This window comes from Thalassospira lucentensis (genome assembly GCF_001613805.1).
GTDB classification, from domain to species: Bacteria; Pseudomonadota; Alphaproteobacteria; order Rhodospirillales; family Thalassospiraceae; genus Thalassospira; species Thalassospira lucentensis_A.
In genome coordinates, this window is sequence record NZ_LPVY01000014.1 from 1 (window position 1) to 25,928 (window position 25,928).

Genomic DNA, 25,928 nt, shown 5'->3' on the forward strand with positions numbered 1-25,928 from the left:
GAGCCGTAGCCCTCTACCTTCCAGCCCGCGTCGCCGTCTTGCTGGCGCCGCACCCCGTCGGTGGAGGCGGGTTATAGGGCCCCTCGCCGGACCTGTAAACACCTTTTTTGAAGTTTTTCGGAGATTTTTGCAGATTGTTTTTTTCACCCCCGAAACGGTCCGCACAAACACTGGTCTTTCCGGGGTTTTGCATTGAAATCCCTTAATCGAAGAACATCACACACCCCTTGTGAAACGGCCGTGAAACATCGGAAAACCGATGAAAACAATCGGATCGCCGCGGGAATCCGATATGGAGTCCAATGACTTCGGTGCGAATATGAAAAGAGTTACGTTCAAATCGACACAAGATTTTCGCTTTTTTACAGAAAGCATCAGGCGTATGAGAATCGCAACGCCGATTTGATGTGTCGGCCCGGGCAGAACGGTTTCGCGTGAAACACGATCCTCCGGGTCCCATGCGCATTTGCCACCCGATATATAAAGGTCCGAACCGTGATCGAGATTCCCCATATTGTCGCCCATCGCGGCGCATCCATCGAAGCCCCTGAAAACACCATTGCCGCCTTTCGGGTGGCTGGCGCGCGCAAGGCCAAGTGGATTGAATGCGACGTGACGCTGAGTGCCGATAACCAGTGCGTACTTATTCATGACGACACGCTTGAACGCACGACCAACGGCACAGGCCCGATCCACATGCAGCCGTTAAGCGTGCTGCGCGAGCTTGATGCCGGTTCATGGTTTTCAGACATATATAAAGGCGAGCGCATCCCGACACTGAGCGATACGCTTGAAACCCTGTTCTTTATGGATATGGGGGCCAATCTGGAAATCAAGCCATCGGGCTGTGATCCTGTCCGGCTGTGTCAGGAAGTTGCCAAGGAACTCGGCCGGGCAAAGAAGCTTCCGATCCTGCTTTCAAGTTTTGACGACATTGCCGTTGCCGAAATCAGACGGCTTCTGCCCGATATGCCGTGCGGCTGGCTTCTGGAAACGCTGCCCGACAATTGGAATGACGGATATACCCGGCTTGGTGCGAGTGCGCTTCATATCGATCACAAGGCACTTGATCCGGAAAAGGCCGCGGAAATCGTTGCGGCCAATGTTCCGCTGGTCTGCTATACCGTCAATGATCCGGCCCGTGCCAAAGAACTGTTTGGCTGGGGGGTGACATCGGTCATCACCGATGATCCCGCAAAGATGATTGCCGCAATCCCGCGTCATCCCAACCCGCAGGGCCGGAACAAATAAGCCGACAGGCACGATAATAATCACGCGGCGTGCGCCACCCGCCATTGCATTGCCACCGCAATGACTGCCGCGCATAAATGATAACGAGGAAACGAAAACAATGACGATCACACCACCCGGCGCCCCACCGGGTATGCCCCCCAATCATCCGGAAGGGTTGCCGCCAAATGTTCCGCCGGTTCCCCTGTACCCGCATAATCGTGTTCGGCGTCATTTAAGCGAACTGTTCCGGTTGGCGCTACCGGTTGTGATTGCGCGGCTTGGCATGCTGATCATGTCGGTTGTCGATACGATCATTGTTGGCAATTACGACAGTGCCAGTCTGGCCTATCTGAACATTGCCCACGCACCCTTTACATCATTGATGGTTACCGGCATCGGACTTCTGACCGGGGTAATGATCCTGACATCGCATTCGGTCGGGCGAAACAATCTGCGCGAGGCCGGGCAGATATGGCGGGCTTGCATGCCCTATGCCGTTCTGATCGGCATTGCTTTCATGATCCTTACCTGGAAATCCGACTGGTTGTTTATGGTCACCGGCCAACCAGACGAGATCACCGAGCATGCCAGTACGCTGGCAATGATCCTGTCTATCGGAATGCCCGGTGCGTTGATCTACATTACTTGCAGCTTTTTCCTTGAAGGATTGCAACGGCCATTGCCGGGCATGATCATGATGATTGGTGCCAATGTCGTCAATCTGGTGCTTGATTACGGGCTGGTTTATGGCGCGTTCGGCCTTCCCGAAATGGGGGCCGAGGGTGCGGCGTGGACATCGACCGTCATCCGCTGGATCATGGCAATCAGCCTGCTGGGATATATCCTTTTGATGCGCAGCCATTCCGATTATGGCATTCGTGACGGCTTTTCGAGCTGGTGGCGTCATTCACGCGATGCCCGTCATATGGGATATGCCGCCGGAGCGAGCCAGGGCATGGAAACCAGCGCCTTTGCTGCCATGCAGCTTTTTGCCGGTCGGCTCGGGGTTGTTGCTGCGGCAAGTTACGGTATCACCATGACGATGCTGGCTTTGATGTTCATGGTGGCCCTTGGCCTGGCATCAGCAACGTCGGTTCGTGTCGGCATTGCCTATGGCAGACGTGACCGCCCCGATATGGCATTGGCCGGATGGATCGGACTTTTGACGACCATGACCGTGATGCTGCTTCTGAGCACGCCGCTATACTTCTTTCCGGGGCTGGTGGCACATCTGTTCAGTCAGGATGCCACTGTTATTGCCACGACTGCAGGTGTTCTGATCCTGATGCCGATCATTTTCCCGACCGATGGCGGGCAGAATGCCGCCATCAGCGCCCTGCGTGGCGCCGGGGATAAATGGGTCCCGACGATCCTGCATCTGGTGTCATATATATGTGTGATGATCCCGGCTGGTTATTATCTGACCTTTGTTGCCGGACTTGGCGTTGCCGGGTTGTTCTGGGGCATTGTGATTGCAAGTCTTGTCGCGGTTAGCGGCCTTGCGATCCGGTTTGCGATTGTATCGGGCCGTCCGATACGGGCCTATCAGCAATAAACAGGCACATCATTACCAAAACAAAAGGTCCGCGCGGTTATCCGGCGGACCTTTTGTTTTGGTCTTCTGGATGAATACAGCGCTACGAACGCACGGCATCGAGTTTAAGCTGCGGCATCAGCAGATCGCAAAATGGCACGACAAGTGTATCGAGTGCGGAAGCCGCGCGTGCTGCGTCGATACGGATGATATGCTGTTCGATATCGCGCTGGGTCGCAAGATCGCCCAAGGGCGAGAGTTCCGGCAGGGCTTCGACAAGGGTTGCGTAAAATGCGATGTGATCCTCGCGCGCGGTTCCCGCCGCAAGATTGCCGAGATGGTTATAAAGCGCCATCGCAAGGAACCAGCGGCAATAGGGCATCAAGCCTTGCAGGATTTCATCACGTTGCTGCGGCTGAACATATTGCTGCAAATCGGGATCAAGCCAGACCGCATTTTGCACCCCGGCAATAAACGCATTGCGAAGAGCTGGATTGGCATCATTGAAAAAAACCGCCGTCAGCCAACCAGAAAGATCATCAAGCGCAGCGCGCCGCGTGTCCGGAGTTGCCTTGCGATCAAAATCAAGGGCCGGCATCGGAGGCAGACCCGGCATCGCAAGAGTGGCCACCGCCGGATCGATCAGCGCATTGGCAAGCCAAGCCTGATGCCAGATTTGCATCGGTCTGAAATAGGGTTCCTTTTCCGATCCACCGGCTTCGATCCAGCTTTCGAGCAAATGAGCCCGTCCAAGCGATATGCCAATACGAAGCGCGTCTTCAAAGCCCATCCCGCCACGCAGAAATGGATCACCCAGCATATCTTCAAGCAAGGGCAAGGCGGCAAGCACATGATCGGAACGAAGTCCTGCGCCCACCGGCTGATAAAAACCGGATGTATCCCGATGACCGATCAGGCTACGCGCATGCCTGCCAAATGCCCCCCAGAAAGTCAGCCGAACCGGTTCGGCACGCTTGCGCCAGAGCGGGCGGGTCATGTGCCAGCTTTCGGTTTCGATCAGGGACATCGTCATCGAAGCAGCCAGCCGGGCAAGAGGTTTTGCAATGGCGTCATCAAGTTTATCCACAGAACCGACATGGGCAACAGACAGCCGCCAGCCGGGCTGTTCATGTGGATGACGATCAAGCCATAAATGGGCGAACCCGTTTGAACCACCCCGCTCAGCCGCAGGTGCAATCAGATCAAAGAACAGGGCAAGCGATGCCGGTATTTCAGGCATATCGTGATTGCCAAGCGGATCACCAACCTGCCAGGTCCGGATCATCACGTCTTCCGCATCCGGGCGATCCCGGAAGAATGGCGGCAGGAAGCCTGCATACTGATCGTTTGCGGATGTATCGGTCATGGATCGCCTCGCAGTGTCACGGCGTGCCTGGCATCACCGCATTTTCATCAGGGTATATATGCCCGTGCTGATACCTAACGAATTGCGACCGGTCAATTGGCACGGCTTTTCAATCACGCCCATCAGGCCCGCGTCAGGCCCGCATGACCAAGACTTGCTTCACGATAAACAGAAGGCGGCATTCCTACCAAACGACGGAAATCACGACTGAAATGGGCATTGTCGGTGAAGCCGCACCAAAAGCCGATCTCGCCCACGGTCAGGCTTGTACCATTCAGCAGTCGGCAAGCCTCCCGGACCCGGACGAGACGAAGCAGATCGGAAAACCGGCTGTTGGCCTGTTGCAATCGACGTTGCAAGGTTCGGCCTGATGTATCCAGCACAGTGGCGACATCATCAATCGTCCAACTGCGCCCGATATCATGTTCCAGCACCGCGCACAGCTTTTGCACGACAGGTCGACTGTTCCCGACAGTTGGGGCCGTTCCGGGCATATTGGCCATGAACGGATAGCCTGATGAGATGGCAACATAGCTTTGCCAACTGATGCGGAAGCGTAAAGCGCGTCCGGCAAAATCGAGTTTCTTGACCAGCTTCCCGTTCCGGATCACCGGAATTGCCGGGCCGTGGCTTGGCAGGATCGCACTGCTGACATTTTCCACACCAACCGCTTCGAGCAAACCAACCATGAACCCGTGCAGCAGAAGGTTTTCAACCCTTGCCGGGGGCTGCCCGCGCACAGCGCCGCGATGCAATGTCAATGATTTGCCGGTCGCCTGATAGTCCGTCCGGCTACGGGCGTGGGAATATCCTTCGAGACGATGCCAGCGATCGGCGATCAGTTCGGGTGTCGTTCCCTGACGCAGCATGGTCAGAACCGGCTGCTGTTCTTTAAGGGCAAGATGACGCCCGAGACGAACCAGCACGGCAGGACCGTTGGTTTCTTCGAGCGAAAGCAGGATGCTGCGCAGGCGCGAACTGGTGATGACGGTGCCATCGGATACCAGATCATAGCCCTTCGGCAACCAGGCAAGTTGCCGGATTAGCGCAACATGCAAACCGAACGATACGAATTCCTGCATTACCCGTCACATTTGGAAATTACTATTTGGCGCGATCATACAAACATATGACATGGCTGTCAGCTTACCGCATAAAATGTCATGAAGCTGTTACATTGATCGCTTTTGAACCCTGAGGTCATAATCTCGAATGGTTCCATTGCATTCCGTTGCACAGATCGGGATGAGTGTGCCAGTCTGTCGGTATTCTCTTTGCAACTGAAAGCCATATCGTGATCAAGGTTCTGTTTGTCTGTACCGGAAATATCTGTCGTTCACCCACCGCCGACGGCGTTTTCAGGACCATGGTCAGCAAGGCGGGGCTTGGTTCACATATCGAAGTCGATAGCTGTGGCCTGTCGGGATATCATGTTGGCGAACAGGCGGATTCAAGATCACGGGAGATGGCCGCAAGCCGTGGATATGATTTATCCCCAATAAGATCCCGCAAAATCAGTCCGGCTGATTACAGCGATTTTGACTATATTCTGGCGATGGATGACGGGCATCTAGCCGATATGCAACGGCAATCACCAGTCCAGCATCACCAGAAATTTTCACTGTTTCTTGATCATCATCCGGATCGCAAAGGCCAAAGCGTTCCTGATCCCTACTATGGCGGAACAAACGGCTTTGTTTCGGTTTTTGATATGATCGAGGAAACATCAAAAGCCCTTTTGGCCCATATTCGGGAAAAGCACGGAATCTGATTAATGGCATTACATCCGGTAACGCAGAAGATTGCCGAACTTACCGGTAGCAAGGTTGTCGCATCCCGCCCGCTTCATGGGGGTTGTGTCGCCGATGTCAGTCAGATGGAACTGCAAGATGGCCGAAAAGTGGTGGTCAAGCAGGGGGGCGAGGCCAACCTTGCGATTGAAGGGGCCATGCTGGCCTATTTCGGTTCGCATTCCCCCATCCCCTGCCCCGCAGTTTTACATGCCGATCCCACGTTGCTGATCATGGATTTCATCGAAAATGATGGCCACGTGAACGGCCAGGTCCAGCGTGATCTGGCTAATCTGCTGGCCGAACAGCATAAGGTTACACAAAAACAATTCGGGTTGTCGTTCAACACCCTGATTGGCGGCCTTGATCAGCCCAATCATCCGACAAATAGCTGGGTCGAGTTTTTTCGCGATCACCGACTGCTTTATATGGCAGATCAGGCGACCAGGTACGGGCGGTTACCCGCCCCTCTTTTTTCCCGGATCGAAACGCTTGCGGCAAAACTTGGTGATCTTCTGCCGCCAGGTGATGCCCCGTCCTTGTTGCATGGCGATTTGTGGGGCGGGAATATTCTGTGTCACAAAGGCAAAATTGCAGGACTTGTTGATCCGGCGATTTATTATGGAGACCGCGAGATTGAACTTGCCTTCGGTACATTGTTTGGTGATCTGACACCTGCATTCTTTGACCGGTATGGGGAAATTTCCCCGATCGAGCCGGGATTCTTTGAAGAACGCCGCGATCTTTACAATCTTTATCCACTTTTGGTGCATGTTCGTCTTTTTGGTGGATCCTATGTCGGGTCTGTGGATCGCATTTTGACACGTTTTGGGGTATGAGGCCTCAAACCCGTATTCAAACACAAAAAGAAACGAAGCTTATGAGAACCGGAATACTAGTTGTCGCAACAGTTTTTGCCACCGCGATCAGCATTGCTGCTGTTGCACATGAAGGTGCAAAAGGTGTCGTAAAGGAACGGATGGATGGCATGGAAGTCATCGGCAAGCAGGTCAAGATGATGGTACCGATGTTAAAGGGGGAAGTCCCCTATGACCCGGCGAAGGTCGAACTGGCTGCCATGAAAATCAGCAGCCATGCAGGGTCGGCCTTTACCGAACTGTTCCCGACCGGTAGCACCACCGCGCCATCCGAGGCGTCGCCTGAAATCTGGGAGAAATGGGACGCGTTTTCCCGACTGTCAGATGAACTTGCCATAAATGCCGACATGCTGAAAACGATTGCCGCCAAAGATGCCGCATCGGGCAGCAGAGACACCGGCCAGTTTGACGATGCATTTCGTAACGTTCTGCAAACTTGCAAATCCTGCCATCAGCAGTTCCGTGCCGACTAGGCAGACGGGAAGCCTGAATATTAGGCCGCCCCGGAAGGCGGCCTAATATTCATTAAAATCGAAAAACTTAGCGGCCGATCATCGCAAAAAACTCGCGCCGTGTGATCGGATCATCGCGAAATGCACCAAGCATCCGGCTGGTCACCATCGACACACCGGTCTTGTGAATGCCGCGCGTGCTCATGCATTGATGGTTCGCATCAATCACAACCGCAACACCAAGCGGATCAAGTTCTTCCTGAATGGTGTTGGCGACCTGCGCCGTCATTTTTTCCTGAATCTGCAAACGCTTGGCATAAACCTCGACCACGCGGGCAAGCTTGGAAATACCCACAACACGGCGGCGCGGCAGGTACGCAACATGGGCCACACCGATAATTGGCACCATGTGATGTTCACAATAGGATTCGACCCGGATATCGCGCAACACGACCATTTCGTCGTAACCGTCGGTTTCCTCGAAAGTGCGGCGCAGAATGTCCGCCGGGTCCTGTTGATAGCCTGCAAAGAACTCGCCGTAAGATCGCACGACACGGTCTGGTGTTCCGCGCAGACCTTCGCGGTCGGGATCGTCACCTGCCCAACGAAGCAGTGTACGAACGGCTTCTTCTGCTTCTTCACGCGACGGGCGTTTAGCGACGCTGGTTTCGCTGCACATATGGTTTCCTCTTTATAACTCTGTCCTGTGGGTCATGTGCTCCCGACCCTGAATTCTGTCAGTTCATTTAATTAACGGTGCGTTGGCTATGCGGACTGTCGAGCGAAAATGCCGGAATTTCAATATCAAACCGGTTTCCATCCATATCAGTCATTTCATAGGTACCAACCATAAAACCGCTTGGCGTCGCCAGTGGCGCGCCGCTTGTGTAATTGAAACTTTCGCCGCTGGCCAGAACCGGCTGTTCGCCGACCACCCCCGATCCCCGTACTTCCTGTGTCGAACCACGGGAATCGGTAATGCGCCAGTAACGGTTTAAAAGCTGTACGGTTTTAGGGCCCTGATTTTCGATGACAACCCTATAGGCCCAGACATAGCGATGACTGTCCGGGTCCGATTGTTCATCAAGGAACACCGGTTGCACGGATACTTTAATGTCGCGGGTCACGGATGAGTACATGCAAAACTCCAGGCCAATCTTTATGCGGTCCTTCTGCCAAGGGCGTTGCGCTGTTAAGGCGTTGCTCGGCTTTTATTTAGACAGTCCGGGTTCCAAGTGCCAGATGTCTGTCATCAAATTAAAATCCCCATCACATTCGATCCGCAAAAGAAAAGGCGACCCGCGCAGAGTACGGACCGCCTGATTTAGGCATTCTGCCGAATCTGCTGTGTCTTATACGCGCAATGCCGCAGTCAGATCTTCCTTGAGATCGTCGATGTCCTCAAGCCCGACCGAAAGACGCAGCATGCCCTCGGTGATCCCCATCGTGATCTTGTCTTCAGCCGGAACACGCTGATGAGTCGTGGTCCACGGGTGGGTTGCAAGACTTTTGGCATCACCAAGATTGTTCGAAATATCAATAAGCTGCAGGTTATCAAGCAACGAAAAAGCAGCCGATTTGCCGCCAGCGAGCTCAATCGCGATCAATCCACCGCCACGTCCGGACATCTGTTTCATGGCCAACTCGTGCTGCGGATGGCTTTCGAGCCCTGGATAGATAACGCGCGATACCTGCGGCTGTTCCGAAAGGAACCCGGCAAGAGCTGTTGCGTTGCGGATATGCTGATCGACACGCAGACCAAGTGTCTCGAGCCCTTTCAGGAGAACCCATGCGTTGAACGGGCTCATGCTGGGGCCAGTGTGACGCAGGAAAGTCGTCAGGTGATTATCGTGCCATTCCTTGTCATTAAACAGGATCGCACCACCCAGACAGCGCCCCTGACCATCGATATGCTTGGTCGCGGAATAGACAACAATGTCCGCGCCCAGTTCCATCGGCTTTTGCAGGATCGGCGTCGCAAATACGTTGTCGACAACCACCTTCGCCCCGGCCTTATGCGCCAGATCAGCGACAAAGGCGATATCGATGACTTCAAGGGTCGGGTTCGACGGGGTTTCGATAAAAACCGCATCAGCCGGTTTGGACAGTGCCTTTTCCCATGCAGCATGATCGGTACCGTCAACCAGTTCGGTTTCAACACCAAAACGCGGCAATAGGGTTGTCAGGATAAATTCGCAGGATCCGAAAAGTGCGCGTGATCCGACGACACGACCACCAGCCTTGGTGCAGGCAATAAGCGCATTCCAGACGGCCGACATGCCCGATGCCGTCCCACGGCAATAAGACGCGCCTTCAAGCAGCGCCAGACGTTCTTCGAACATCGCCACGGTGGGGTTGGCAAAGCGGGAATAAACAAAACGTTCCGGGCCGGTGCCATCAAAGGATGCTTCGGCCTCGGCGGCTGTATCGTAGACATAGCCGGAATTCATAAAGATGGCTTCGGAGGTTTCATTAAAACCGCTGCGCGCCGTACCGCCCCGAACAGAACGGGTGGCGGCACGCCACTTATCAGAAGCCTTTTTATCGGTCGTCATCGTATCGCTCCTATATGCCCGGTCATATTGGCATTTGCCGGACACAAAAAAACCCTGACCGGCACGATGGGTCAGGGCCGAAGCCACGGTTACCCTCTTTAGCGATTTTTTACGTGGCCGCAAGCCGGTCGACAAATCCCACGATGGACGTGACGATACGATCTGCTTTACCCGGCGTCAAGCATCGCGCTTTCGCCTGCTTTGACCAGATACCCTTTGGCTCCTCCGTGCATATGCTCTCTGAACCTTCACGCAATGTTGAAAGCAGTTCATGAGCACTCCGCGTTTTTTCCCTCTAATGTTCGACCAAGACATGTAATCCTTTGGAAACGGCTTCTGATGCGAATGCCGTAAAGATAATAGAATCAATGGCCAAGACACAAACAATGACGGCAGACCAGCATTCCCACGATACCGCCGATAAAAGTCAGGCAAAAACGACCCGAACTTCGTCGTGGCGTAAACTGTTGCCGGTTTTGATCCTGATTGCCGGGCTGGTACTGGCGTGGGCAAGTGGTGTTATCGATTATCTATCGTTTGAAACCCTGCGTGAGAATCGCGAAACCCTTCAGGCTTTCGTCGCTGAGAATCCTGTTTTGAGTGTTGTCGTCTTTATGGCGTCCTATGCCATTGCCGTTGCCCTGTCACTTCCGGTCGGGTCGTTGCTGACCATTGTTGGCGGTTTCCTTTTTGGCGCGTGGTTCGGGACGACCTATGTCGTCATCGCCGCCACCATTGGCGCAACGGTGGTTTATCTGGCAGCACGTTACGCATTTTATGATTTGATGCATGCGAAGGCGGGCAACGCCATCCGCAAAATGGAAGCCGGTTTTGCCGAGAACGCCTTCAGCTACCTGATGGTTCTGCGTCTTGTGCCTCTGTTTCCCTTCTGGCTGGTCAATCTCGTTCCGGCTTTGCTAGGCGTGAAGTTTCGTTCCTTTGTTATGGGAACTGCGATTGGCATTATTCCGGGGACATTCGTTTATGTTTCCATCGGGGATGGCCTTGGGGCCCTGTTTGATCAGGGAAAGACACCTGATCTTGGTGTTATCTTTGAACCCAGGATTTTGACCCCGATCATCGGCCTTGCCATTCTGGCACTTGTTCCGGTGATCTATAAGAAATTCCGTAACCGCAATGGCGGGACCAACACCTGATGAATGAAGTGATCAAAACCGACATCTGTGTGATCGGCGCCGGTTCCGGCGGGCTTTCCGTTGCCGCAGGGGCGGTGCAAATGGGCGCAGGAGTTGTCCTGATTGAAAAGGGCAAAATGGGTGGTGACTGCCTGAATACCGGTTGTGTCCCGTCAAAGGCCCTGCTGGCCGCAAGCCATGCCGCAAGTAACGCACGGGCGGCATCGCAGTTTGGCATCACTACCGGCCCGGTTTTGGCCAACTTCGCGTATGTCATGGATCATGTGCATTCGGTCATCGCCGATATTGCACCCCATGATTCGGTTGAACGGTTTGAAAAGCTTGGCTGTACTGTCATTCAGGCAGCAGCCCGGTTCACCGGCCTCGGGGAAGTGATCGCCGATGGCAAACGCGTGCAGGCAAAACGGTTTGTCATTGCCACCGGCTCGCGGGCTGCGGTGCCACCGATTGACGGCATTGCCGATGTTCCGTTCTTTACCAACGAAACCATCTTTGAAAACCGTACCTGCCCGGATCACCTGATCATCATTGGCGGAGGCCCGATCGGCCTTGAAATGGCACAGGCATATCGCGAACTTGGTGCAAAGGTTACCGTGATCGAAATGTTCACGATCCTTCCGAAAGACGATCCCGATCTGGTTGCCGTCATCCGCGACGAGATCGAGACGGCGGGCATAAGCCTTTATGAAAAGGTCAAAACCAAGCGGATCGAACCCCATGATGACCAGATTCGCGTCATGATCGAACGCGATGGCACAGAAATCACGATTGAAGGCAGTCACCTTCTGGTTGCCACCGGACGCAAGCCAACGGTCGACAATCTTGGGCTGGATGAAGCTGACGTCACGTACAGCCCACGCGGGATCGAGGTAGACAACCGCCTGCGCACAAGCAACCGGAAGATATTTGCCATTGGCGATGTTACTGGCGGCCTGCAATTTACCCATATGGCCGGTTATGACGCCGGTATTGTTATCCGCAATGCATTGTTCCGGTTGCCTGCCAAAATTGATCACAGCGCGGTTCCCTGGGTGACATATACCAGCCCGGAACTGGCACAAGTCGGCCTGAACGAAACGGCTGCGCGCGAAAAGTTCGGCGATGCAATCCGGGTCGTGACCTGGGACTATGCCGAAAATGACCGCGCGAGGGCCGAAGCCCGAACCAAGGGCTTTATCAAGATCGTCACGACCCCAAAGGGAAAAATCCTTGGCGCGGGCATTGTCGGCCATCAGGCCGGGGAACTGATCGGACTGTGGTCACTGGCGATATCACAGAAAATGAAGATCGGTGCCATCGCCGGAATGATTGCCCCCTATCCAACACTTGGCGAAATATCCAAACGCGTTGCCGGGGCATGGTATACGCCCAGCCTGTTTAGCGACAGAACCCGAAAGATTGTCCGTTTCCTTCTGAAGCTTGGCTAAAAGCAGCGGCACCGGAGCAAGCTTCTGAAACGCTGTACATTTTTCCCGGTCTCTGGCTAACATTCGTTATGGAACGCCCGCATCTCAAACTGCCCCCATGGGCCAAATCGCTGTCGGCACGTTTGCTGGTGCTGACTGTCGGCTTTGTCATGCTGGCAGAGATTTTCGTCTTTGCACCCTCGGTCGCGCGCTATCGGGTTGACTGGCTCAAGGCCCATCTTGATTCCGGCTATCTTGCCGCCCTGGCGCTGGAAGCGACTCCTGATCAGATGATTCCTGACGATCTGGAGAAGGAATTGCTTTCCAATGCGGGGATAGAGGCCGTTATTTTACGCCGCGATGACCGCAAGCTATTGCTTCAACGCGACGATATGCCCGCCAAAGTGGATTACGACGTCGATCTGACGACCTTTTCCATCCCGATGGCTCTGTACGATGGTCTTTCAACCCTGACTCAACCACATGACCGGATGTTACGCGTCGTCGGCATGCCCTCCATGGCGCCGGATTTCGAAATAGAAATACTGGTTCATGAGGGGGGATTGGCCCATGACATGCGCAATTTCGGCTGGCGGGTGATGGGACTGTCACTGGTGATTTCGTTTTTCACCGCCGGTCTGGTTTACTTTGCACTGAACCGGCTTCTGGTCCGGCCAATGCGGACATTGACCAGTGACATGATCCGTTTTCGCGAAAATCCGCAAGATCAGGGATCGGTCATCGTGCCGGATGACCGCGACGATGAAATTGGTATTGCAAGACACGAACTTGCCAACATGCAACATGATCTGCAGGCGATGTTAAATCAGCGCCGCCGTCTCGCAGCCCTTGGAACTGCGGCAACAAAGATCAGTCATGATCTTCGAAATGCACTGGCAACATCAATGCTGATGACCGAAAAACTGGCCCAAAGCGAGGACCAGGAAGTCCGCGCAGTTGTTCCACGCCTGTTATCGTCGATGGAGCGTGCGGTTTATATCAGTGAACAAACCCTATCCTTTGCCCGCGAGGCCCCGCCAACACTTGATATCGCGCGCTTCACACTGATCGAACTGATTGAGGAAATTCGCGATCAGATATTGCTACAAAATGGCGGCGAAAATCTTCTAACGCCAGAGAACCCTGATACGATCAAGGAACCGTGCAAGGCCAAGATCCAGATTGACCTGCCGGCCGAATTGATGATTGAAGCCGATTACGATCAGCTTTTCCGCGCTTTCAGCAACCTTATCCGCAACCCGCTGGATGCCGGTGCAACCAAAGTTACTATCAAACAGGCATCAATCGCAGCTGCGGATAATACGGACGCATTCGTAGAAATCCAGATCATTGATAACGGCCCCGGTCTGCCTGAAAAGGCGATCAAAAATCTGTTTGTTCCCTTCGCCGCCACTGGCAGAAAAGGCGGCACCGGTCTTGGTCTGGCCATTGCGCGCGAACTTATCCTTGCCCACAAGGGGGACCTTCGCCTTAGCGCCACCGGACCGGACGGTGCGATATTTTGCGTGACCTTGCCAGTCATGGCCTGAAGGCGAATGCGCAATAAATAGATTTTATCTATCGAGTTTAAATTAACATTCGATTTTACCGAAGGACCGTGATTTGGCATTCTTGGCTTAAGGCGATGCTGGACCGATATCCCGATCCCCGATCCGCTCCTGACCCAAGGTCTGGCATCGCCACCTTCCCCAGAATCATGGTCTTTCAAATTCCCGGCGCGCCGCATCGATTACCGGTCGCATAAAGCACCCTTCTGCGTGATCGTTGATCAATCCCATCGCCTGCATGAAGGCATAAACGGTGGTTGGACCGACAAATTTCCAACCGCGCTTTTTCAAATCTTTGGAAATCGCCACCGACGTATCGGACATAGATGCCGTTTGTGGTCGACCAACAGGCTGTCCCAGCGGCTCGAACCGCCAGAAATAGGCCGTAAGCGATCCTTCTGCTACCACCATTTCGCAGGCACGGTTGGCGTTATTGATGACAGCTTCGATTTTGCCGCGATGGCGAATGATACCGCTATCCTGCAATAACCGTTCAACATCAGATGTTGTGAATTTCGCGACGCGATTAAAATCGAAATCATAAAATGCCGCCCGGAAATTTTCCCGCTTGGCCAGAATGGTGCGCCAGCTGAGCCCTGACTGAAAGCCTTCCAGACAGATTTTTTCAAACAACCGTCGATCATCACCAACCGGAAAGCCCCATTCCCTATCGTGGTAAGCATCAAATTCCGGTGCTGCATCACACCATTTGCAACGTGTTTTACCGTCTGCGCTGATCGTTGTGGTCCCCATCTTCGCCCCCTTTAGTCATTCGTGAAAATGTCACGCCATCAGGAATTCCAAGCGCGCATCCGTTCTGGCAGGAGTGATTTCAATGATTTCGGCCTTAACAACCTTTTCCGCAACAAACGGGTCTGCGTTTACACGCGCCGTCAGTTCCTCATACGTTGTGTTATGGGCAAGAATTCCACCACCGAGATTTGGTTGAAGGCTTCCGACAACCAGAAACACACCATCGTCAAATCCCTGGCTGATCCATTGTTTATGGTCCTCCATGAATTGCGGTGCCTTTGCCCGGTTGTCCGAAAACGTCAGTAAAATAGTGAACATTGAGATTCTCCGAATGGCTTGCATAATGTCTTCCCGTTTCAGGTGCGGTTCGAACCAATCTGGGCATCCAGCCAATCGCACATTTGATTGACTTCCTGCCGCACGAATTTCTCATCACCAAACGCATTGGCAAGAGCCGCAACACCCTGGCTTCGGGCGAGCAAATGCATCGCCAGATCATCAGACCTTTCCGCACAGCCAAGTCGCTCGAACTGGCGACACAACCAGATGCGGAAAAGGGTAAAAAGTCCCGCAGCATCGCTTTGTGCAGCATGGCCAAGTTTTGCCAGTTCGGCAGAAAGTGTGCCGACCGGGCATCCGTAACGCCGGATTTTTTCCCCGTTGACGATCAGAATATGGATGAAGCTTCGGATACGGGCGGCCGGGTCTTCTCCTTCTGCCTCCCAATGATCGAGCATCTGTTCGGTATTTCTCAGACGCCGATTGATCACGGCATCAAGGATCTCGTCCTTGGTTTTGAAGTGATAATAGAAATTGCCGCGCGATATGCCGACCTTCCCCGCGATATCGGCAAAGGAGGTCGGCTCGAACCCCTGTTGATAAAACAGCTGATCGGCAGCCTCGACAATCCGGTCCCGCGTACCTTGTTCCACAGCCATTCCTGTTCGTCCCTATTGTGAGTACCTGAAACCCGATTAGGACAATTGACCTATTTTTATTAGGTCAATTGTCCTAAATTGTCAATTCGACAAATCACAGTGCGTTCGGCATCCCGCCAGCAGACCAGAACAGGAGGAAAATCCCACGTAAAGGAGGACGTTATAAAAGACTGGAAAATGGAAAACTCAGTCGCGCCAGAAGGCTGGGAAAAGCAGCACCAGAACGGTGAAAACTTCCAGACGCCCGATCAGCATACCGATCGACATCAGCCACTTCGCCCCGTCCGGCAACGTCGCGAAATTCCCCGACGGCCCTACAATCGGACCAAGTCCGGGGCCGACATTCGCGATAGCCGTGCCGGCACTTGAGACTGCCGTGATGAAATCAAGCCCCATTGCACCAAGGGCCGCAGCCAGAACCACAAAGCAGAACACGAACAGGAAAAAGAAGCTCAGCACCGATTCCGTGACGTCTTCGGAAAGCGGTTTGCGGTTATAGTAGGCAATGAAAACACCATGCGGGCGGAGCATGTGTGAGAGCTGGATTTTAGCGATTTCATAAAGAACCTGAAGGCGGAAGATTTTAACCCCGCAGGTCGTCGATCCGGCACAGCCCCCCACGAACATCACAAAGAAAAACACTGTCACAGCAAACGGTCCCCAAAGCCCGTAATCCGTGGTGGCGTAACCGGTGCCGGTCATCACCGATACAATGTTAAAGGACGTGTATCGAAGCGCATCCAGAAACGCGACATTATTTGTTTCCGAATGCCAGATGCTAAGCCCCAGAATGATGGAACCGGCAATTACCGCGAACCAGCGGACCTGCCCATCCACAAACAACGCAGACGCCTTCCCCCGCAAGGTTTGCAGATAAAGAATGAAGGGCAACGCACCGGCAGCCATACCCAGCGTGATAATTACATCGATAGCGGGGTTATCAAAGTGCCCGACCGACGCATCCTTGGTAGAAAAACCGCCTGTGGCAATTGTCGTCATTGCGTGCGCAATTGCATCAAATCCCGGCATACCCGCCCACCACAACAAGATGGCCCAGATAACGGTGAAACCCAGATAAAGGCTTGCGATCCCCACAGCGATCTGGGTGGCACGCGGAAATGCCTTGTCCGACTTATCGGAGTTTTCCATACGGAAAAGCTGCATCCCGCCGACACGCAGCATCGGCATGACCGCAATCGCCATAACAATAATCCCGATCCCGCCAAGCCACTGCAGCAGTGCCCGCCACAACAAAATCCCGGGCGGGGCCGTATCAAGCCCGACAATCACGGTTGAGCCCGTGGTCGAAATCCCCGACATAGCTTCAAAAAAAGCGTCGGTATAGCTCATATCGAGGTCGGAAAACGCAAATGGCAGTGCCGAAACTGCGGTCAGAACAAGCCAGCTTGCGGTTGTCAGAATAAAAGCCTGACGCGATGTGATTTTAAGATTGTCGGTCCGGTTCATCATCACCAATGCACCGCCAATGAAAAGCGATACAGCCGATGCCGCCGAAAATACCAGCCAATCCCGCTGCCCGTAATAAAGATCCACAAGAGCCGGGATAAACATCCCGACCGACAGGGTGCATAGCAGAATGCCGATAATAAAAAGGATTGGACGAAAATCGATCAATGAACAGCCCCGCACCATGTTTTACCCCCGGTCTTTGTGAACCGGGCATCACATGTGTTCGCAATTATCTCTGACATTCTGCCTTGCATAACCGAAAAACCGGTCGCGTTACATCTTCTTCCGTCAAACGAAGCGGAATTCTTGGCACATGCCCCGCCAATGTCCAGCTTTTAAACATATGGTTCCTGCGCCGATTATGATTTCATGCCTGCAATCATGCAGCTATGCGAATTGCGCCTATCAGCCTTGGCATAGCTTGTTTGCTGCCAATTCCGGGTTGGCATGACTTGCCAAGGCCGCTATATCGCTTGCAGAACAGAATTCAAAACCGAAAGATTCAGCGGAAATGTCCGAACTCGCCAAAACCTTTATTCTGACGATTACCTGCCCGGATACATTTGGGATCGTCGCCAGTGTCACCAGCTTCCTTGCCGAGGAAGGCGCGTTCGTCAACAAGCTGGAGCAGTTCGGCGATCCGCAAAGCAACCGCTTTTTCATGCGCGTGAAATTCGATGCGGGCCGCGCCTTACGCACGAAGGTCGAGTTTGCCGATAAATTCGCCAGCATTGCCGATAAATTCACAATGCAATGGGAACTTCACGACTTTCACCGGAAGCCAAAAGTGTTGCTGATGGTGTCAAAGTTTGGCCACTGCCTGAACGATCTGCTGCACCGGGTTGCTTCGAACAATGTGCATATCGAAATCCCGGCTATTGTTTCCAACCACGAAGACATGCGCGGCATCGTCGAATGGTACGGTATTCCGTATTACCATCTGCCGTTAAACAAGGAAACCAAGGCAAGTCAGGAGGCAAAACTTCTGGACATTATTGACGAGCACGACGCCGATCTGGTCGGTCTGGCGCGCTATATGCAGGTTCTGTCAACGGATCTGTGCCGTTCGCTCGAAGGACGCTGCATCAATATACACCATTCGTTCCTGCCCAGCTTCAAGGGTGCAAAACCCTATCATCAGGCACATTCACGCGGCGTAAAACTGATCGGGGCAACTGCCCATTATGTCACCGCAGACCTGGATGAGGGGCCGATCATTCATCAAGCCATCGAACATGTCGATCACACGATGACGGCCGAGGATATGGTTGAAATCGGGCGAGATATCGAATCTGTCGTTTTCTCGCGCGCGATCCAGATGCATTGCGAACATCGCGTTTTCCGTAACGGGAATAAAACGGTTGTCTTCCGCCGATAAGAGGCTGGCAAAAAATATCTGACACCAACAAACCACCCGTCGTAATGACTGGTGGTTTATTTTTTGATATGCATTACCACCTAAGAAAGTAATGAACGCAATCGACAAAATGGCCGATAGAAAACATGCGAGTTTTCGAATAAGTTATACTCAGGGACAGTAAAATTCTCTGGATAACAATAACTTGCAACAAATGACGTTGCCCTAGAGCTACCTTGGGGGCTTTCCGTGCCTGGAAAGAAAATCTATTTCGCTATCGTTTTGTGCATTTTGCTGGTTGTCGGCTTTCTGACCACGAGTTTCGTAAGTTTTTACGTCGCTCGGCAATCACTGGAACAGCAAATTGCTGAGAGCACACTACCGCTGACAAGCGACAATATCTATTCCGAGATCCAGCGTGATCTGCTGCAACCGATCTTTATTTCATCATTGATGGCACAGGATACTTTTGTCCGGGACTGGACGCTCGCCGGGGAAAATGATCCGGAACAAATCATCCGCTATCTCGGTGAAATCCAGATGCGATATGATACTGTCACGTCCTATTTCATCTCGGACAAGACCCGGAACTATTATCACCCGACCGGTGTGATCAAGCAGGTATCCGAAGATGATCCAGCCGATTTCTGGTATTTTAAGGCACGCGACGATCAAAAGCCCTATGAAATCAATGTCGATCATGACACCGCGGATCGATCACGTCTGGCGGTTTTCGTGAATTATCAGGTCCGCGACTATGACGGCAATGTCATCGGCATCACCGGTGTTGGCTTATCCGTCAATTCCGTTACCCGCCTGATCGAGACCTATCAGAAACGTTATGGCCGAACGATTTACTTCGTTGATCTGGAAGGGCAGATCACCCTGCACGGCAGCGGCTTCGGGACATCTGAAACACTGCACGACCGGGACGGAATTCGCGCCCATGCTACCCAGATTCTGACTTCTCCGGGATACTCCATTACTTACGAAGACCATGGTGAAACCTATTTCGTAAACAGTCGCCTTGTTCCGGAATTCGGCTGGTTGCTGCTGGTGGAACAGAAAGAACATATCGGTGACCAGAAGATCGAAACCACCTTCCTGATCAATATCGCTGTCTCGCTTCTGATTACCGCGATTGTCGGTATTGCGGCTTATCTGACGATCCGGAACTATCAAATCCGCCTGGAAGAACTGGCATCACGTGACAAGCTGACCGGTGCATGCAACCGGCAGGTCTTTGATCTTGTGTTTGAAGGTGTGGCCAAATCCTGCAAACGGCGTGCGGAACCTTTAGGCGTTGTTTGTATCGATCTTGACGAGTTCAAGGAAGTTAATGACACCTTTGGCCATCCTGGCGGCGACGCAACGCTTAAGGAAGTTGCCACCACCATTCGCCGTCATTCACGTGAATCCGATACTTTGTGCCGCTGGGGCGGTGACGAATTCATCCTGCTTCTGCCCGGCCTTAGTCGCCAGGAAGCAATGACGAAAGCACGGGAAATTTCCGACGCGATCCGCGAACATCCGGTACGCTTCGGGCGGGATAACATTCTGGTCACGGTTAGTGCAGGTATCACCGAATATCGAGACGGTGAAGAGTTTGAAACACTTATAACTCGTGTTGATAACGCGCTTTATACTGCCAAAAATGCCGGCCGCGACCATATTTCAGTCGCCTGACTGGCCTCGTCACACAAACGAAAACGGCCCCGAAATCGGGGCCGTTTTCATTTAAATCCGTTATATCGTTTAATCCGCGATATAGGCTTCTGCGATCTGGACCGCGTTCAACGCCGCACCTTTAAGCAACTGGTCACCGGCAACAAACAGTTCCAGACCATGATCACCAAAAATCAGGTTGGAACGGATACGGCCAACTTCGACGTCATACTGTTTCGTCGCATTGATCGGCATCGGATAAACATTGTTCGCCGGATCGTCTACCAGCTTCACACCCTTGGCATTGGCCAGCGCTTCACGTGCAGCCGCCGGGGTAACAACCTTTTCGGTCTCCACGACAATCGCTTCGGAATGGGTCCGCTCAGTCGGGATACGCACGGCCGTGCAGGATACTGGCAGGTCCGGTTCGCCAAATATCTTGCGAGTTTCCCAGGTGACTTTCATCTCCTCGCGGGTGTAACCGTTTTCCTGGAAGCTATCGATATGCGGGATGACGTTGAACGCCAGCGGATGAGCAAAAACCTCGGCAGGAACAGGTTTGCCTTCAAGACCCGCCGCCAAGCCTTCACGCAGTTCGTTCATACCTGGCTGACCGGCACCCGATGCTGCCTGATAGGTCGAAACGATGACCTTTTTCAGGCCGAATGCCTTATGCAACGGCCACAGCGCCACAGCTGCAATCGCAGTGGTGCAATTCGGGTTGGCAATCAGCTTGGCGGTCTTGGCAAGGTCACCATTGATTTCCGGCACGATCAACGGCACATCGTCATTCAGACGGAATGCCGAAGAGTTGTCGATCACCAGCGCGCCCTCGGCAATCTGCGGAGCAAATTCCTTGGCGAAATCACCGGAAACTGCAAGGAAGACAATGTCGCACTGTTTGGCTTCTTCAACCGAAAACAGTGCGATGGTCTTAGTGCCGTACTTAGTCTCCACGGTCTTGCCTGCCGAACGCTCGGACGCGAACAGGGTGAGTTCACCCACAGGGAAGTTGCGATCAAACATAACATTGATCAGCTCGACGCCAACCGCACCGGTTGCGCCGATCACACCGACATGGAGATTTTCGGCACTCATAATAATTGTCTAACCTCGTATAAAAATTGTTGTCGTTTTCGACTTACGCGATTGCCCGCGGGCCGCGCATTATAAGGATTTCTTTTGCGTTGGCAAATGTAGCTTGCTGCATCGCACGCTTGCACGGCAATCTTGGAACTCAAACGCGCCCCGAAACGAGTTGTTCCATGCATTTCCCTCGGGATTTTGCGCGAATTTTTGCCCTTTGGCAGGTTTCCGGCAAGCCGCCGCCCAGTTTAGTTAGAATCTGGGCCTTGTCGATGATAACCGCCACCCCCCAGCCATTCTACTTTAATACTCAATCGCGCCAGAACGCTGGCAATAGAAGCACCAGAAGCGTTTCAAACTCCAGCCGGCCAAGCACCATCGCAACATCAAGAATCCATTTCGCGGCATCGGGCAGCGACTGGAAATTGCCCGCAGGACCAATAATCGGGCCAAGACCCGGGCCCACATTGGCAAGTGCCGTTGCCGCCGCACTCATTGAGGTCACCAGATCAAGACCGGTCAAAGCCAGTGCGACACTGATCGCGATATAGCTGATCGTCAACAGGAAGACATAGACCGTTACCGCGTTATAGATATCAGACGTGATCTCATGTTTGTCGATCCGGCTTACAATCACCGCCGACGGACTACGAAGCCGCATGAAATGTGCTTTAAGCCCGGTAAACACCACATAAAGCCGGAACATCTTGAATCCGCCCGCGGTCGAGCCGGAACACCCGCCTATAAAGGTCGCAAAGAAGAACAGCATGATCGCGGCCGGGCCCCATTGCAGATAGTCGCCCGACGCGTAACCCGTCGTGGTAATCACCGAAACAAGGTTGAACGCTGCCATGGTCAGCGATCTGAAAAACCCATCATCGGAAATATGCATCAGACGCAGGGTCAAAAGGCCGGTGAAAACCGCAATGATCAGCAGGAAAATCCGGATTTGCTGATTATTTGCTATCGCGCGAATATCGCGTTTGCGAACCAGCACAGCATAAGCCGTAAACGGCAAAGCACCTGCGAACATGAAAATGATACCAACCCAGTGCAGCGCCAGACTGGAATCGAATTTGGCAAATGACAGATCGGACGTTGAATATCCACCGGTCGCCAAGGTCGACATGCCATGATTTATCGCATCAAACCAGGTCATGCCAAAAATCCGGTACAGAACCATACAGATGACACTAAGACCGACATAAATCACCACGATCTGCAGGCACATATCGCGAATGCGGGGGCTCAGCTTTTCTGAACGATCCGAACTTTCCATCTGGAAAAGCTGCATCCCGCCGACCCTCATCATCGGCAGCAGCGCAAGTGCTGTCACAATGATCCCGATCCCGCCCAGCCACTGCAGGATAGACCGCCACAACAGAAGTCCCGGCGGCATGTCATCAAGCCCCGAAAGAACCGTCGAGCCGGTCGTGGTCAACCCCGAAACAGTTTCAAAAACCGCATCGCAAAAGCTGATATCAAGGGACGAGAACCAAAGAGGAAGGGCACCGGTAAGACTGACTGCAACCCAGGAAAACACCGTCAGAACATAGCCCTGACGTGCATTAACACGCGGACCAATTTCCGACCGGCAGGCAAGGCAGGCCATGCCCCCAAGACCGATACTGGTCATTGACGCCTGTGCGAAGATCTTCCAGTCGGGATTACCATAATAAAGGTCGACAGCAGCCGGGATCATCATCGAAACACCGATGATAATGACCATTATGCCTACGACGAAAAAGATGGGCTGCAGTCGAAACAAGAACGATGTCCATGCCTAACTCGGGAAATCCGCTTGTACAGCCAATTGACAACGATTGCATCCTGTTATCGCAGACGTGTCGGGGCGAACGGAGTCAAAGCCGCACATTTCCCGGGATTTCAGGACATTATTTTGCCGTTGTTTTCGACTGTTCTTGCGCAAGCCATTCATGTCATTCTGTATCTTGATTGCATCACCTGTGTCCAATCACCAAACCATCGAGGTTGCTTTGAGACGCTATTTTCGTTTTATCCTTCTGCTCGCCATTCCCGTCGCATTTGCACTTGCGATCTATATGCAGGACAAAGCGGTTCATGCTGCTGACGATACCCCGTCAAATGGCGAACAAAAGGCGTTAGAGGCACAGGGCCGGGATGTTCTGGTTATTGATGGCGATACGATCATGATTGATGGTGTCGTTGCCGACATCGCCGGCATTGACGCCCCCGAACTTGGTCAGCAATGCCTGCACAATGGCAATTTTTGGGACTGCGGTATGTCATCAGCCATGCAGCTTCGCAAGTATTTCGCCATGGCTCCCTTTACCGTGCGCTGCTGGCCCGGCGATCAGGAACATTCCGGCAAAGAGGATGATTTCCCGATTGTCGAGTGCGGTATTGGTGAACGCGATGTGGCTGCTGCCATGGTCAGTGACGGTGAAGCCCTTCCGATCGAAGGATATTCCCATCGTTATGACGGTCTCTCGGAAGAAGCCGAAAATGCCGGGATCGGTATTCATGGCGGCGATATGATCCCGCCATCCGAATGGCGGGCTGGCAAACGGCTCGATGGTGAAAGCGGTCGCTGCCTTTTCGCGCCCGTTGGGAATGAGCACTATATCGGCACTCTGGACCACCGCTATGAGAACCTTATTGCGGATAAGGCAAAACTTCTGTGCAGCGACGAGCAAGCCCGCAAACAGAACCTTTCTTACGCACCGATAGAAAAATAAGCCAAACTGATCGAACGGTTTCAATGAGAAATCCGTCCTGTACCTAAACAGCGATCTGGCATCAAATTATTCTGGGAAAGCTTGGAGCGGGTGAAGGGAATCGAACCCTCGTATGCAGCTTGGGAAGCTGCCGTTCTACCATTGAACTACACCCGCGAAGCGGCGGTTTTATAGCCCGGTTTCGAGGTCGGTGCAAGCCCGTCCCCGATACCGGGTTCATTTATTTTGGTGACCTAGCCGCCCGTCGGAACCAGTCGCCAGACCGCACTGGCATGGTCATCCGACACCAGTATCGATCCATCAATATAATGCTTTACGTCCACCGGACGACCAACAACCTCCCCGTTGCTACGCAGGAAACCATCCAGGAAAGGATTGGTTGCCACAGGTTCACCATTGCGAAACTCTACCCGGACAACCTTGTAACCATCCGGGATCGTCCGGTTCCATGATCCGTGTAACGCCACAAGCGCATCACCATCATCAAAGGTCAGTCCCAACGCGGCATTGTGCGCGTTAAAGGTAAAGGCCGGAAAGGTGACTTCAGCCGGGGGAGTTTCATCGGCAAACTGCGGAGATAGCGTATCGTTTCCTGCATACCACGGATAACCGTAAAACAGCCCCTCGGCGGGTGCATGGTTTAACTCTTCGCGCGGAACATCATCGCCAAGGTTATCTCCGCCATTATCGGTAAACCACAAATCACCGGTGTCGGGATGAAAGGTCAGCCCGACCGAATTACGGATACCGCTGGCATAGATTTTCGGTGCCCCGCCACTGATCGGCATGGAAATGATCGTCCCTTCAAGCCCGCTGACCCTGCAGATATTGCACGGCGCGCCAACAGCAATGAACAGACGGCTTTGATCCGGCGAAAGTGCGACGTAACGCCAACCATGATGGCGCTTGTCAGGCAGGTTGGTAAACAGGATGCGCGGGCGCCCCAAAACACTTCCATCAAAATTTGAAAGGTCGTAGGACACAACCCGGTGCTGATCGGCTACAAACAAGGTACCGGGCTTATAGGCAATGCCATTGGCCATCTTGAAGTCATCAGCAATCAGATTGACTTCCTCACCCTTGCCATCCCCATCTGCATCACGCACGAAATAAAGATTGGGACCACGCGTTCCGACGAAAATACCCTTCAGTTCCGGGGCAACCGCGATAGAACGCGCATTATTTACCGGGGCAAACAATTCAAGCCGATAACCGCTTTCAGGCCGCAAAAGTGACATGGCTTTTTGCGTTTGCGCAGGTAGCTCTTGTGCGATGACAGGGGCCGATATGCCCGTAATCGCAAGGGCGCAGAACCCAAGCCAAAAACAGAAATGCCCGGCCCATCGGACCGTTAATGACGGTTGACGATAGCGGGCCGGGCAATTTTGATTTTGCATCGTGTCCTCCTTTGCGGTCCAACGGGCCTTGAGAAAGATACGCGCAGATCTTCAAGACCGATTAGCGAACGCGCTCGGATATCGGCGCGTTAACCGAGAGTTCCATATCCCACGGGAAATAAATCCAGGTATCCTGGGAAACTTCCGTCACAAAGCTGTCGACAATCTCGCGGCCAAGCGGCTTGGCATAGACGGTCGCGAAATGTGCCTTTGGCAGCTTTTCGCGTACGGCCTTCGCGGTTTTGCCGGTATCGACCAGATCATCAATGATCAGCATGTCCGTGCCATCACCTTCGATCCCTTTAAGCCATTCAAGATCGCCGCGCGTCTTGTCAGAGTAACTGCGAATGCAAACCGTATCAATCAGACGGATATCAAGTTCACGTGCAATAATGGCAGCCGGAACCAGCCCCCCACGGGTAATCGCGATAATGCCCTTATATGGACCTTTTTCCAGCAGACGCCACGCCAATGCACGTGCGTCGCGATGCATCTGTTCCCAGGAAACCGGGAAACCTTTGTTATAAGCGGCTTCGCTCACAAGCTTTCTCCTGCGCAAAAAACGGATCGCCAAACCGGTCCGCGCCCCTTCGCAGAATACGA

24 protein-coding genes, 1 tRNA gene and 1 riboswitch are annotated in these 25,928 nt (G+C 53.2%); of the genes, 11 read left to right on the plus strand and 14 right to left on the minus strand.

All coding sequences use genetic code 11. From position 1 onward, the window contains the following. Nucleotides 1-495: 495 nt before the first annotated feature. Nucleotides 496-1,251 (plus strand): glycerophosphodiester phosphodiesterase family protein, encoded by a 756-nt coding sequence (locus AUP42_RS13790; RefSeq protein ID WP_062952200.1) that lies wholly within the window; start codon nucleotides 496-498, stop codon nucleotides 1,249-1,251. Between the two features lie 100 nt (nucleotides 1,252-1,351). Continuing rightward, nucleotides 1,352-2,788 carry an MATE family efflux transporter gene (locus tag AUP42_RS13795; RefSeq protein ID WP_062952201.1) on the plus strand — a complete coding sequence of 479 codons (1,437 nt, stop codon included), beginning with the start codon at nucleotides 1,352-1,354 and terminating at the stop codon, nucleotides 2,786-2,788. Between the two features lie 82 nt (nucleotides 2,789-2,870). Here AUP42_RS13795 and AUP42_RS13800 read toward each other — a convergent pair whose 3' ends face one another. Continuing rightward, nucleotides 2,871-4,133 carry a hypothetical protein gene (locus AUP42_RS13800; protein ID WP_062952202.1) on the minus strand — a complete coding sequence of 421 codons (1,263 nt, stop codon included), beginning with the start codon at nucleotides 4,131-4,133 and terminating at the stop codon, nucleotides 2,871-2,873. Between the two features lie 122 nt (nucleotides 4,134-4,255). Next, nucleotides 4,256-5,215, minus strand: a complete 960-nt coding sequence (locus AUP42_RS13805) for an AraC family transcriptional regulator (protein WP_062952203.1) — start codon at nucleotides 5,213-5,215, stop codon at nucleotides 4,256-4,258. 167 nt (nucleotides 5,216-5,382) lie between these two features. Here AUP42_RS13805 and AUP42_RS13810 point away from each other — a divergent pair, with 167 nt between their 5' ends. Genes AUP42_RS13810 through AUP42_RS13820 form a run of 3 tightly spaced genes read left to right on the plus strand, consistent with a single transcriptional unit; the run spans nucleotide 5,383 to nucleotide 7,274 of the window. Further along, complete coding sequence (locus AUP42_RS13810; RefSeq protein ID WP_231858294.1) at nucleotides 5,383-5,904, plus strand: low molecular weight protein-tyrosine-phosphatase; 522 nt, start codon at nucleotides 5,383-5,385, stop codon at nucleotides 5,902-5,904. 3 nt (nucleotides 5,905-5,907) lie between these two features. Further along, nucleotides 5,908-6,762 carry a fructosamine kinase family protein gene (locus tag AUP42_RS13815; protein ID WP_062952204.1) on the plus strand — a complete coding sequence of 285 codons (855 nt, stop codon included), beginning with the start codon at nucleotides 5,908-5,910 and terminating at the stop codon, nucleotides 6,760-6,762. Nucleotides 6,763-6,803: 41 nt separating this feature from the next. Further along, nucleotides 6,804-7,274: a c-type cytochrome gene (locus AUP42_RS13820; RefSeq protein WP_062952205.1), complete on the plus strand. Its 471-nt coding sequence runs from the start codon at nucleotides 6,804-6,806 to the stop codon at nucleotides 7,272-7,274. 67 nt (nucleotides 7,275-7,341) lie between these two features. Here the strand turns inward: AUP42_RS13820 and folE are convergent, their stop codons facing one another. The 3 genes from folE to metZ form a co-directional block, all read right to left on the minus strand. Further along, on the minus strand, nucleotides 7,342-7,932 hold the full coding sequence (gene folE / locus AUP42_RS13825; RefSeq protein ID WP_062952206.1) for a GTP cyclohydrolase I FolE: 591 nt from the start codon (nucleotides 7,930-7,932) through the stop codon (nucleotides 7,342-7,344). Nucleotides 7,933-7,999: 67 nt separating this feature from the next. After that, nucleotides 8,000-8,392: a Co2+/Mg2+ efflux protein ApaG gene (gene apaG / locus AUP42_RS13830; protein ID WP_062952207.1), complete on the minus strand. Its 393-nt coding sequence runs from the start codon at nucleotides 8,390-8,392 to the stop codon at nucleotides 8,000-8,002. A 213-nt stretch (nucleotides 8,393-8,605) separates the two neighbouring features. Continuing rightward, nucleotides 8,606-9,808, minus strand: coding sequence for an O-succinylhomoserine sulfhydrylase (gene metZ / locus AUP42_RS13835; RefSeq protein ID WP_062952261.1), 1,203 nt, complete (start codon nucleotides 9,806-9,808; stop codon nucleotides 8,606-8,608). A gap of 77 nt (nucleotides 9,809-9,885) precedes the next feature. Further along, nucleotides 9,886-9,960, minus strand: a riboswitch (SAM riboswitch). Between the two features lie 216 nt (nucleotides 9,961-10,176). Here metZ and AUP42_RS13840 point away from each other — a divergent pair. From AUP42_RS13840 to AUP42_RS13850, 3 genes are all read left to right on the plus strand, one after another. After that, the gene (locus AUP42_RS13840; protein WP_062952208.1) at nucleotides 10,177-10,965 is read left to right on the plus strand and encodes a TVP38/TMEM64 family protein; all 789 of its coding nucleotides are present in this window, start codon (nucleotides 10,177-10,179) and stop codon (nucleotides 10,963-10,965) included. Beyond that, complete coding sequence (locus AUP42_RS13845; protein WP_062952209.1) at nucleotides 10,965-12,392, plus strand: dihydrolipoyl dehydrogenase family protein; 1,428 nt, start codon at nucleotides 10,965-10,967, stop codon at nucleotides 12,390-12,392. Before AUP42_RS13840 ends, AUP42_RS13845 begins: the two co-directional genes overlap by 1 nt. Nucleotides 12,393-12,460: 68 nt before the next feature. After that, nucleotides 12,461-13,921 carry a sensor histidine kinase gene (locus tag AUP42_RS13850; protein ID WP_062952210.1) on the plus strand — a complete coding sequence of 487 codons (1,461 nt, stop codon included), beginning with the start codon at nucleotides 12,461-12,463 and terminating at the stop codon, nucleotides 13,919-13,921. A gap of 165 nt (nucleotides 13,922-14,086) precedes the next feature. On the opposite strand, the gene AUP42_RS13855 is transcribed toward AUP42_RS13850, so the two are convergent. The 4 genes from AUP42_RS13855 to AUP42_RS13870 all read right to left on the minus strand — a co-directional run bounded on the left by AUP42_RS13855 (nucleotide 14,087) and on the right by AUP42_RS13870 (nucleotide 17,265). Then, the gene (locus tag AUP42_RS13855; RefSeq protein WP_062952211.1) at nucleotides 14,087-14,692 is read right to left on the minus strand and encodes a DNA-3-methyladenine glycosylase I; all 606 of its coding nucleotides are present in this window, start codon (nucleotides 14,690-14,692) and stop codon (nucleotides 14,087-14,089) included. A gap of 30 nt (nucleotides 14,693-14,722) precedes the next feature. Further along, the gene (locus AUP42_RS13860) at nucleotides 14,723-15,010 is read right to left on the minus strand and encodes a YciI family protein (protein WP_062952212.1); all 288 of its coding nucleotides are present in this window, start codon (nucleotides 15,008-15,010) and stop codon (nucleotides 14,723-14,725) included. 38 nt (nucleotides 15,011-15,048) lie between these two features. Next, a complete protein-coding gene (locus AUP42_RS13865; RefSeq protein WP_062952213.1) occupies nucleotides 15,049-15,630 on the minus strand; it encodes a TetR/AcrR family transcriptional regulator in 582 nt (193 codons plus the stop codon). Between the two features lie 186 nt (nucleotides 15,631-15,816). Beyond that, entirely contained in the window at nucleotides 15,817-17,265 is a 1,449-nt protein-coding gene (locus tag AUP42_RS13870) for a TrkH family potassium uptake protein (protein WP_082824782.1), read from the minus strand. A gap of 346 nt (nucleotides 17,266-17,611) precedes the next feature. On the opposite strand from AUP42_RS13870, the gene purU reads away from it, so the two are divergent. After that, the gene (purU, locus tag AUP42_RS13875) at nucleotides 17,612-18,478 is read left to right on the plus strand and encodes a formyltetrahydrofolate deformylase (protein WP_062952214.1); all 867 of its coding nucleotides are present in this window, start codon (nucleotides 17,612-17,614) and stop codon (nucleotides 18,476-18,478) included. A gap of 228 nt (nucleotides 18,479-18,706) precedes the next feature. After that, nucleotides 18,707-20,143, plus strand: coding sequence for a sensor domain-containing diguanylate cyclase (locus AUP42_RS13880; RefSeq protein ID WP_062952215.1), 1,437 nt, complete (start codon nucleotides 18,707-18,709; stop codon nucleotides 20,141-20,143). Nucleotides 20,144-20,212: 69 nt separating this feature from the next. Here the strand turns inward: AUP42_RS13880 and AUP42_RS13885 are convergent, their stop codons facing one another. Both AUP42_RS13885 and AUP42_RS13890 read right to left on the minus strand, forming a co-directional pair. Next, the gene (locus tag AUP42_RS13885; RefSeq protein WP_062952216.1) at nucleotides 20,213-21,220 is read right to left on the minus strand and encodes an aspartate-semialdehyde dehydrogenase; all 1,008 of its coding nucleotides are present in this window, start codon (nucleotides 21,218-21,220) and stop codon (nucleotides 20,213-20,215) included. Nucleotides 21,221-21,518: 298 nt separating this feature from the next. Beyond that, nucleotides 21,519-22,937: a TrkH family potassium uptake protein gene (locus AUP42_RS13890; protein ID WP_062952217.1), complete on the minus strand. Its 1,419-nt coding sequence runs from the start codon at nucleotides 22,935-22,937 to the stop codon at nucleotides 21,519-21,521. A gap of 208 nt (nucleotides 22,938-23,145) precedes the next feature. On the opposite strand from AUP42_RS13890, the gene AUP42_RS13895 reads away from it, so the two are divergent. Continuing rightward, a complete protein-coding gene (locus AUP42_RS13895; RefSeq protein ID WP_062952218.1) occupies nucleotides 23,146-23,928 on the plus strand; it encodes a thermonuclease family protein in 783 nt (260 codons plus the stop codon). A gap of 82 nt (nucleotides 23,929-24,010) precedes the next feature. On the opposite strand, the gene AUP42_RS13900 is transcribed toward AUP42_RS13895, so the two are convergent. The 3 genes from AUP42_RS13900 to gpt form a co-directional block, all read right to left on the minus strand. Then, nucleotides 24,011-24,084, minus strand: a tRNA-Gly gene (locus AUP42_RS13900). A gap of 77 nt (nucleotides 24,085-24,161) precedes the next feature. Then, the gene (locus tag AUP42_RS13905) at nucleotides 24,162-25,166 is read right to left on the minus strand and encodes a PQQ-dependent sugar dehydrogenase (RefSeq protein ID WP_231858295.1); all 1,005 of its coding nucleotides are present in this window, start codon (nucleotides 25,164-25,166) and stop codon (nucleotides 24,162-24,164) included. 220 nt (nucleotides 25,167-25,386) lie between these two features. Continuing rightward, complete coding sequence (gene gpt, locus AUP42_RS13910; RefSeq protein WP_062952220.1) at nucleotides 25,387-25,866, minus strand: xanthine phosphoribosyltransferase; 480 nt, start codon at nucleotides 25,864-25,866, stop codon at nucleotides 25,387-25,389. Between the last annotated feature and the right edge of the window lie 62 nt (nucleotides 25,867-25,928).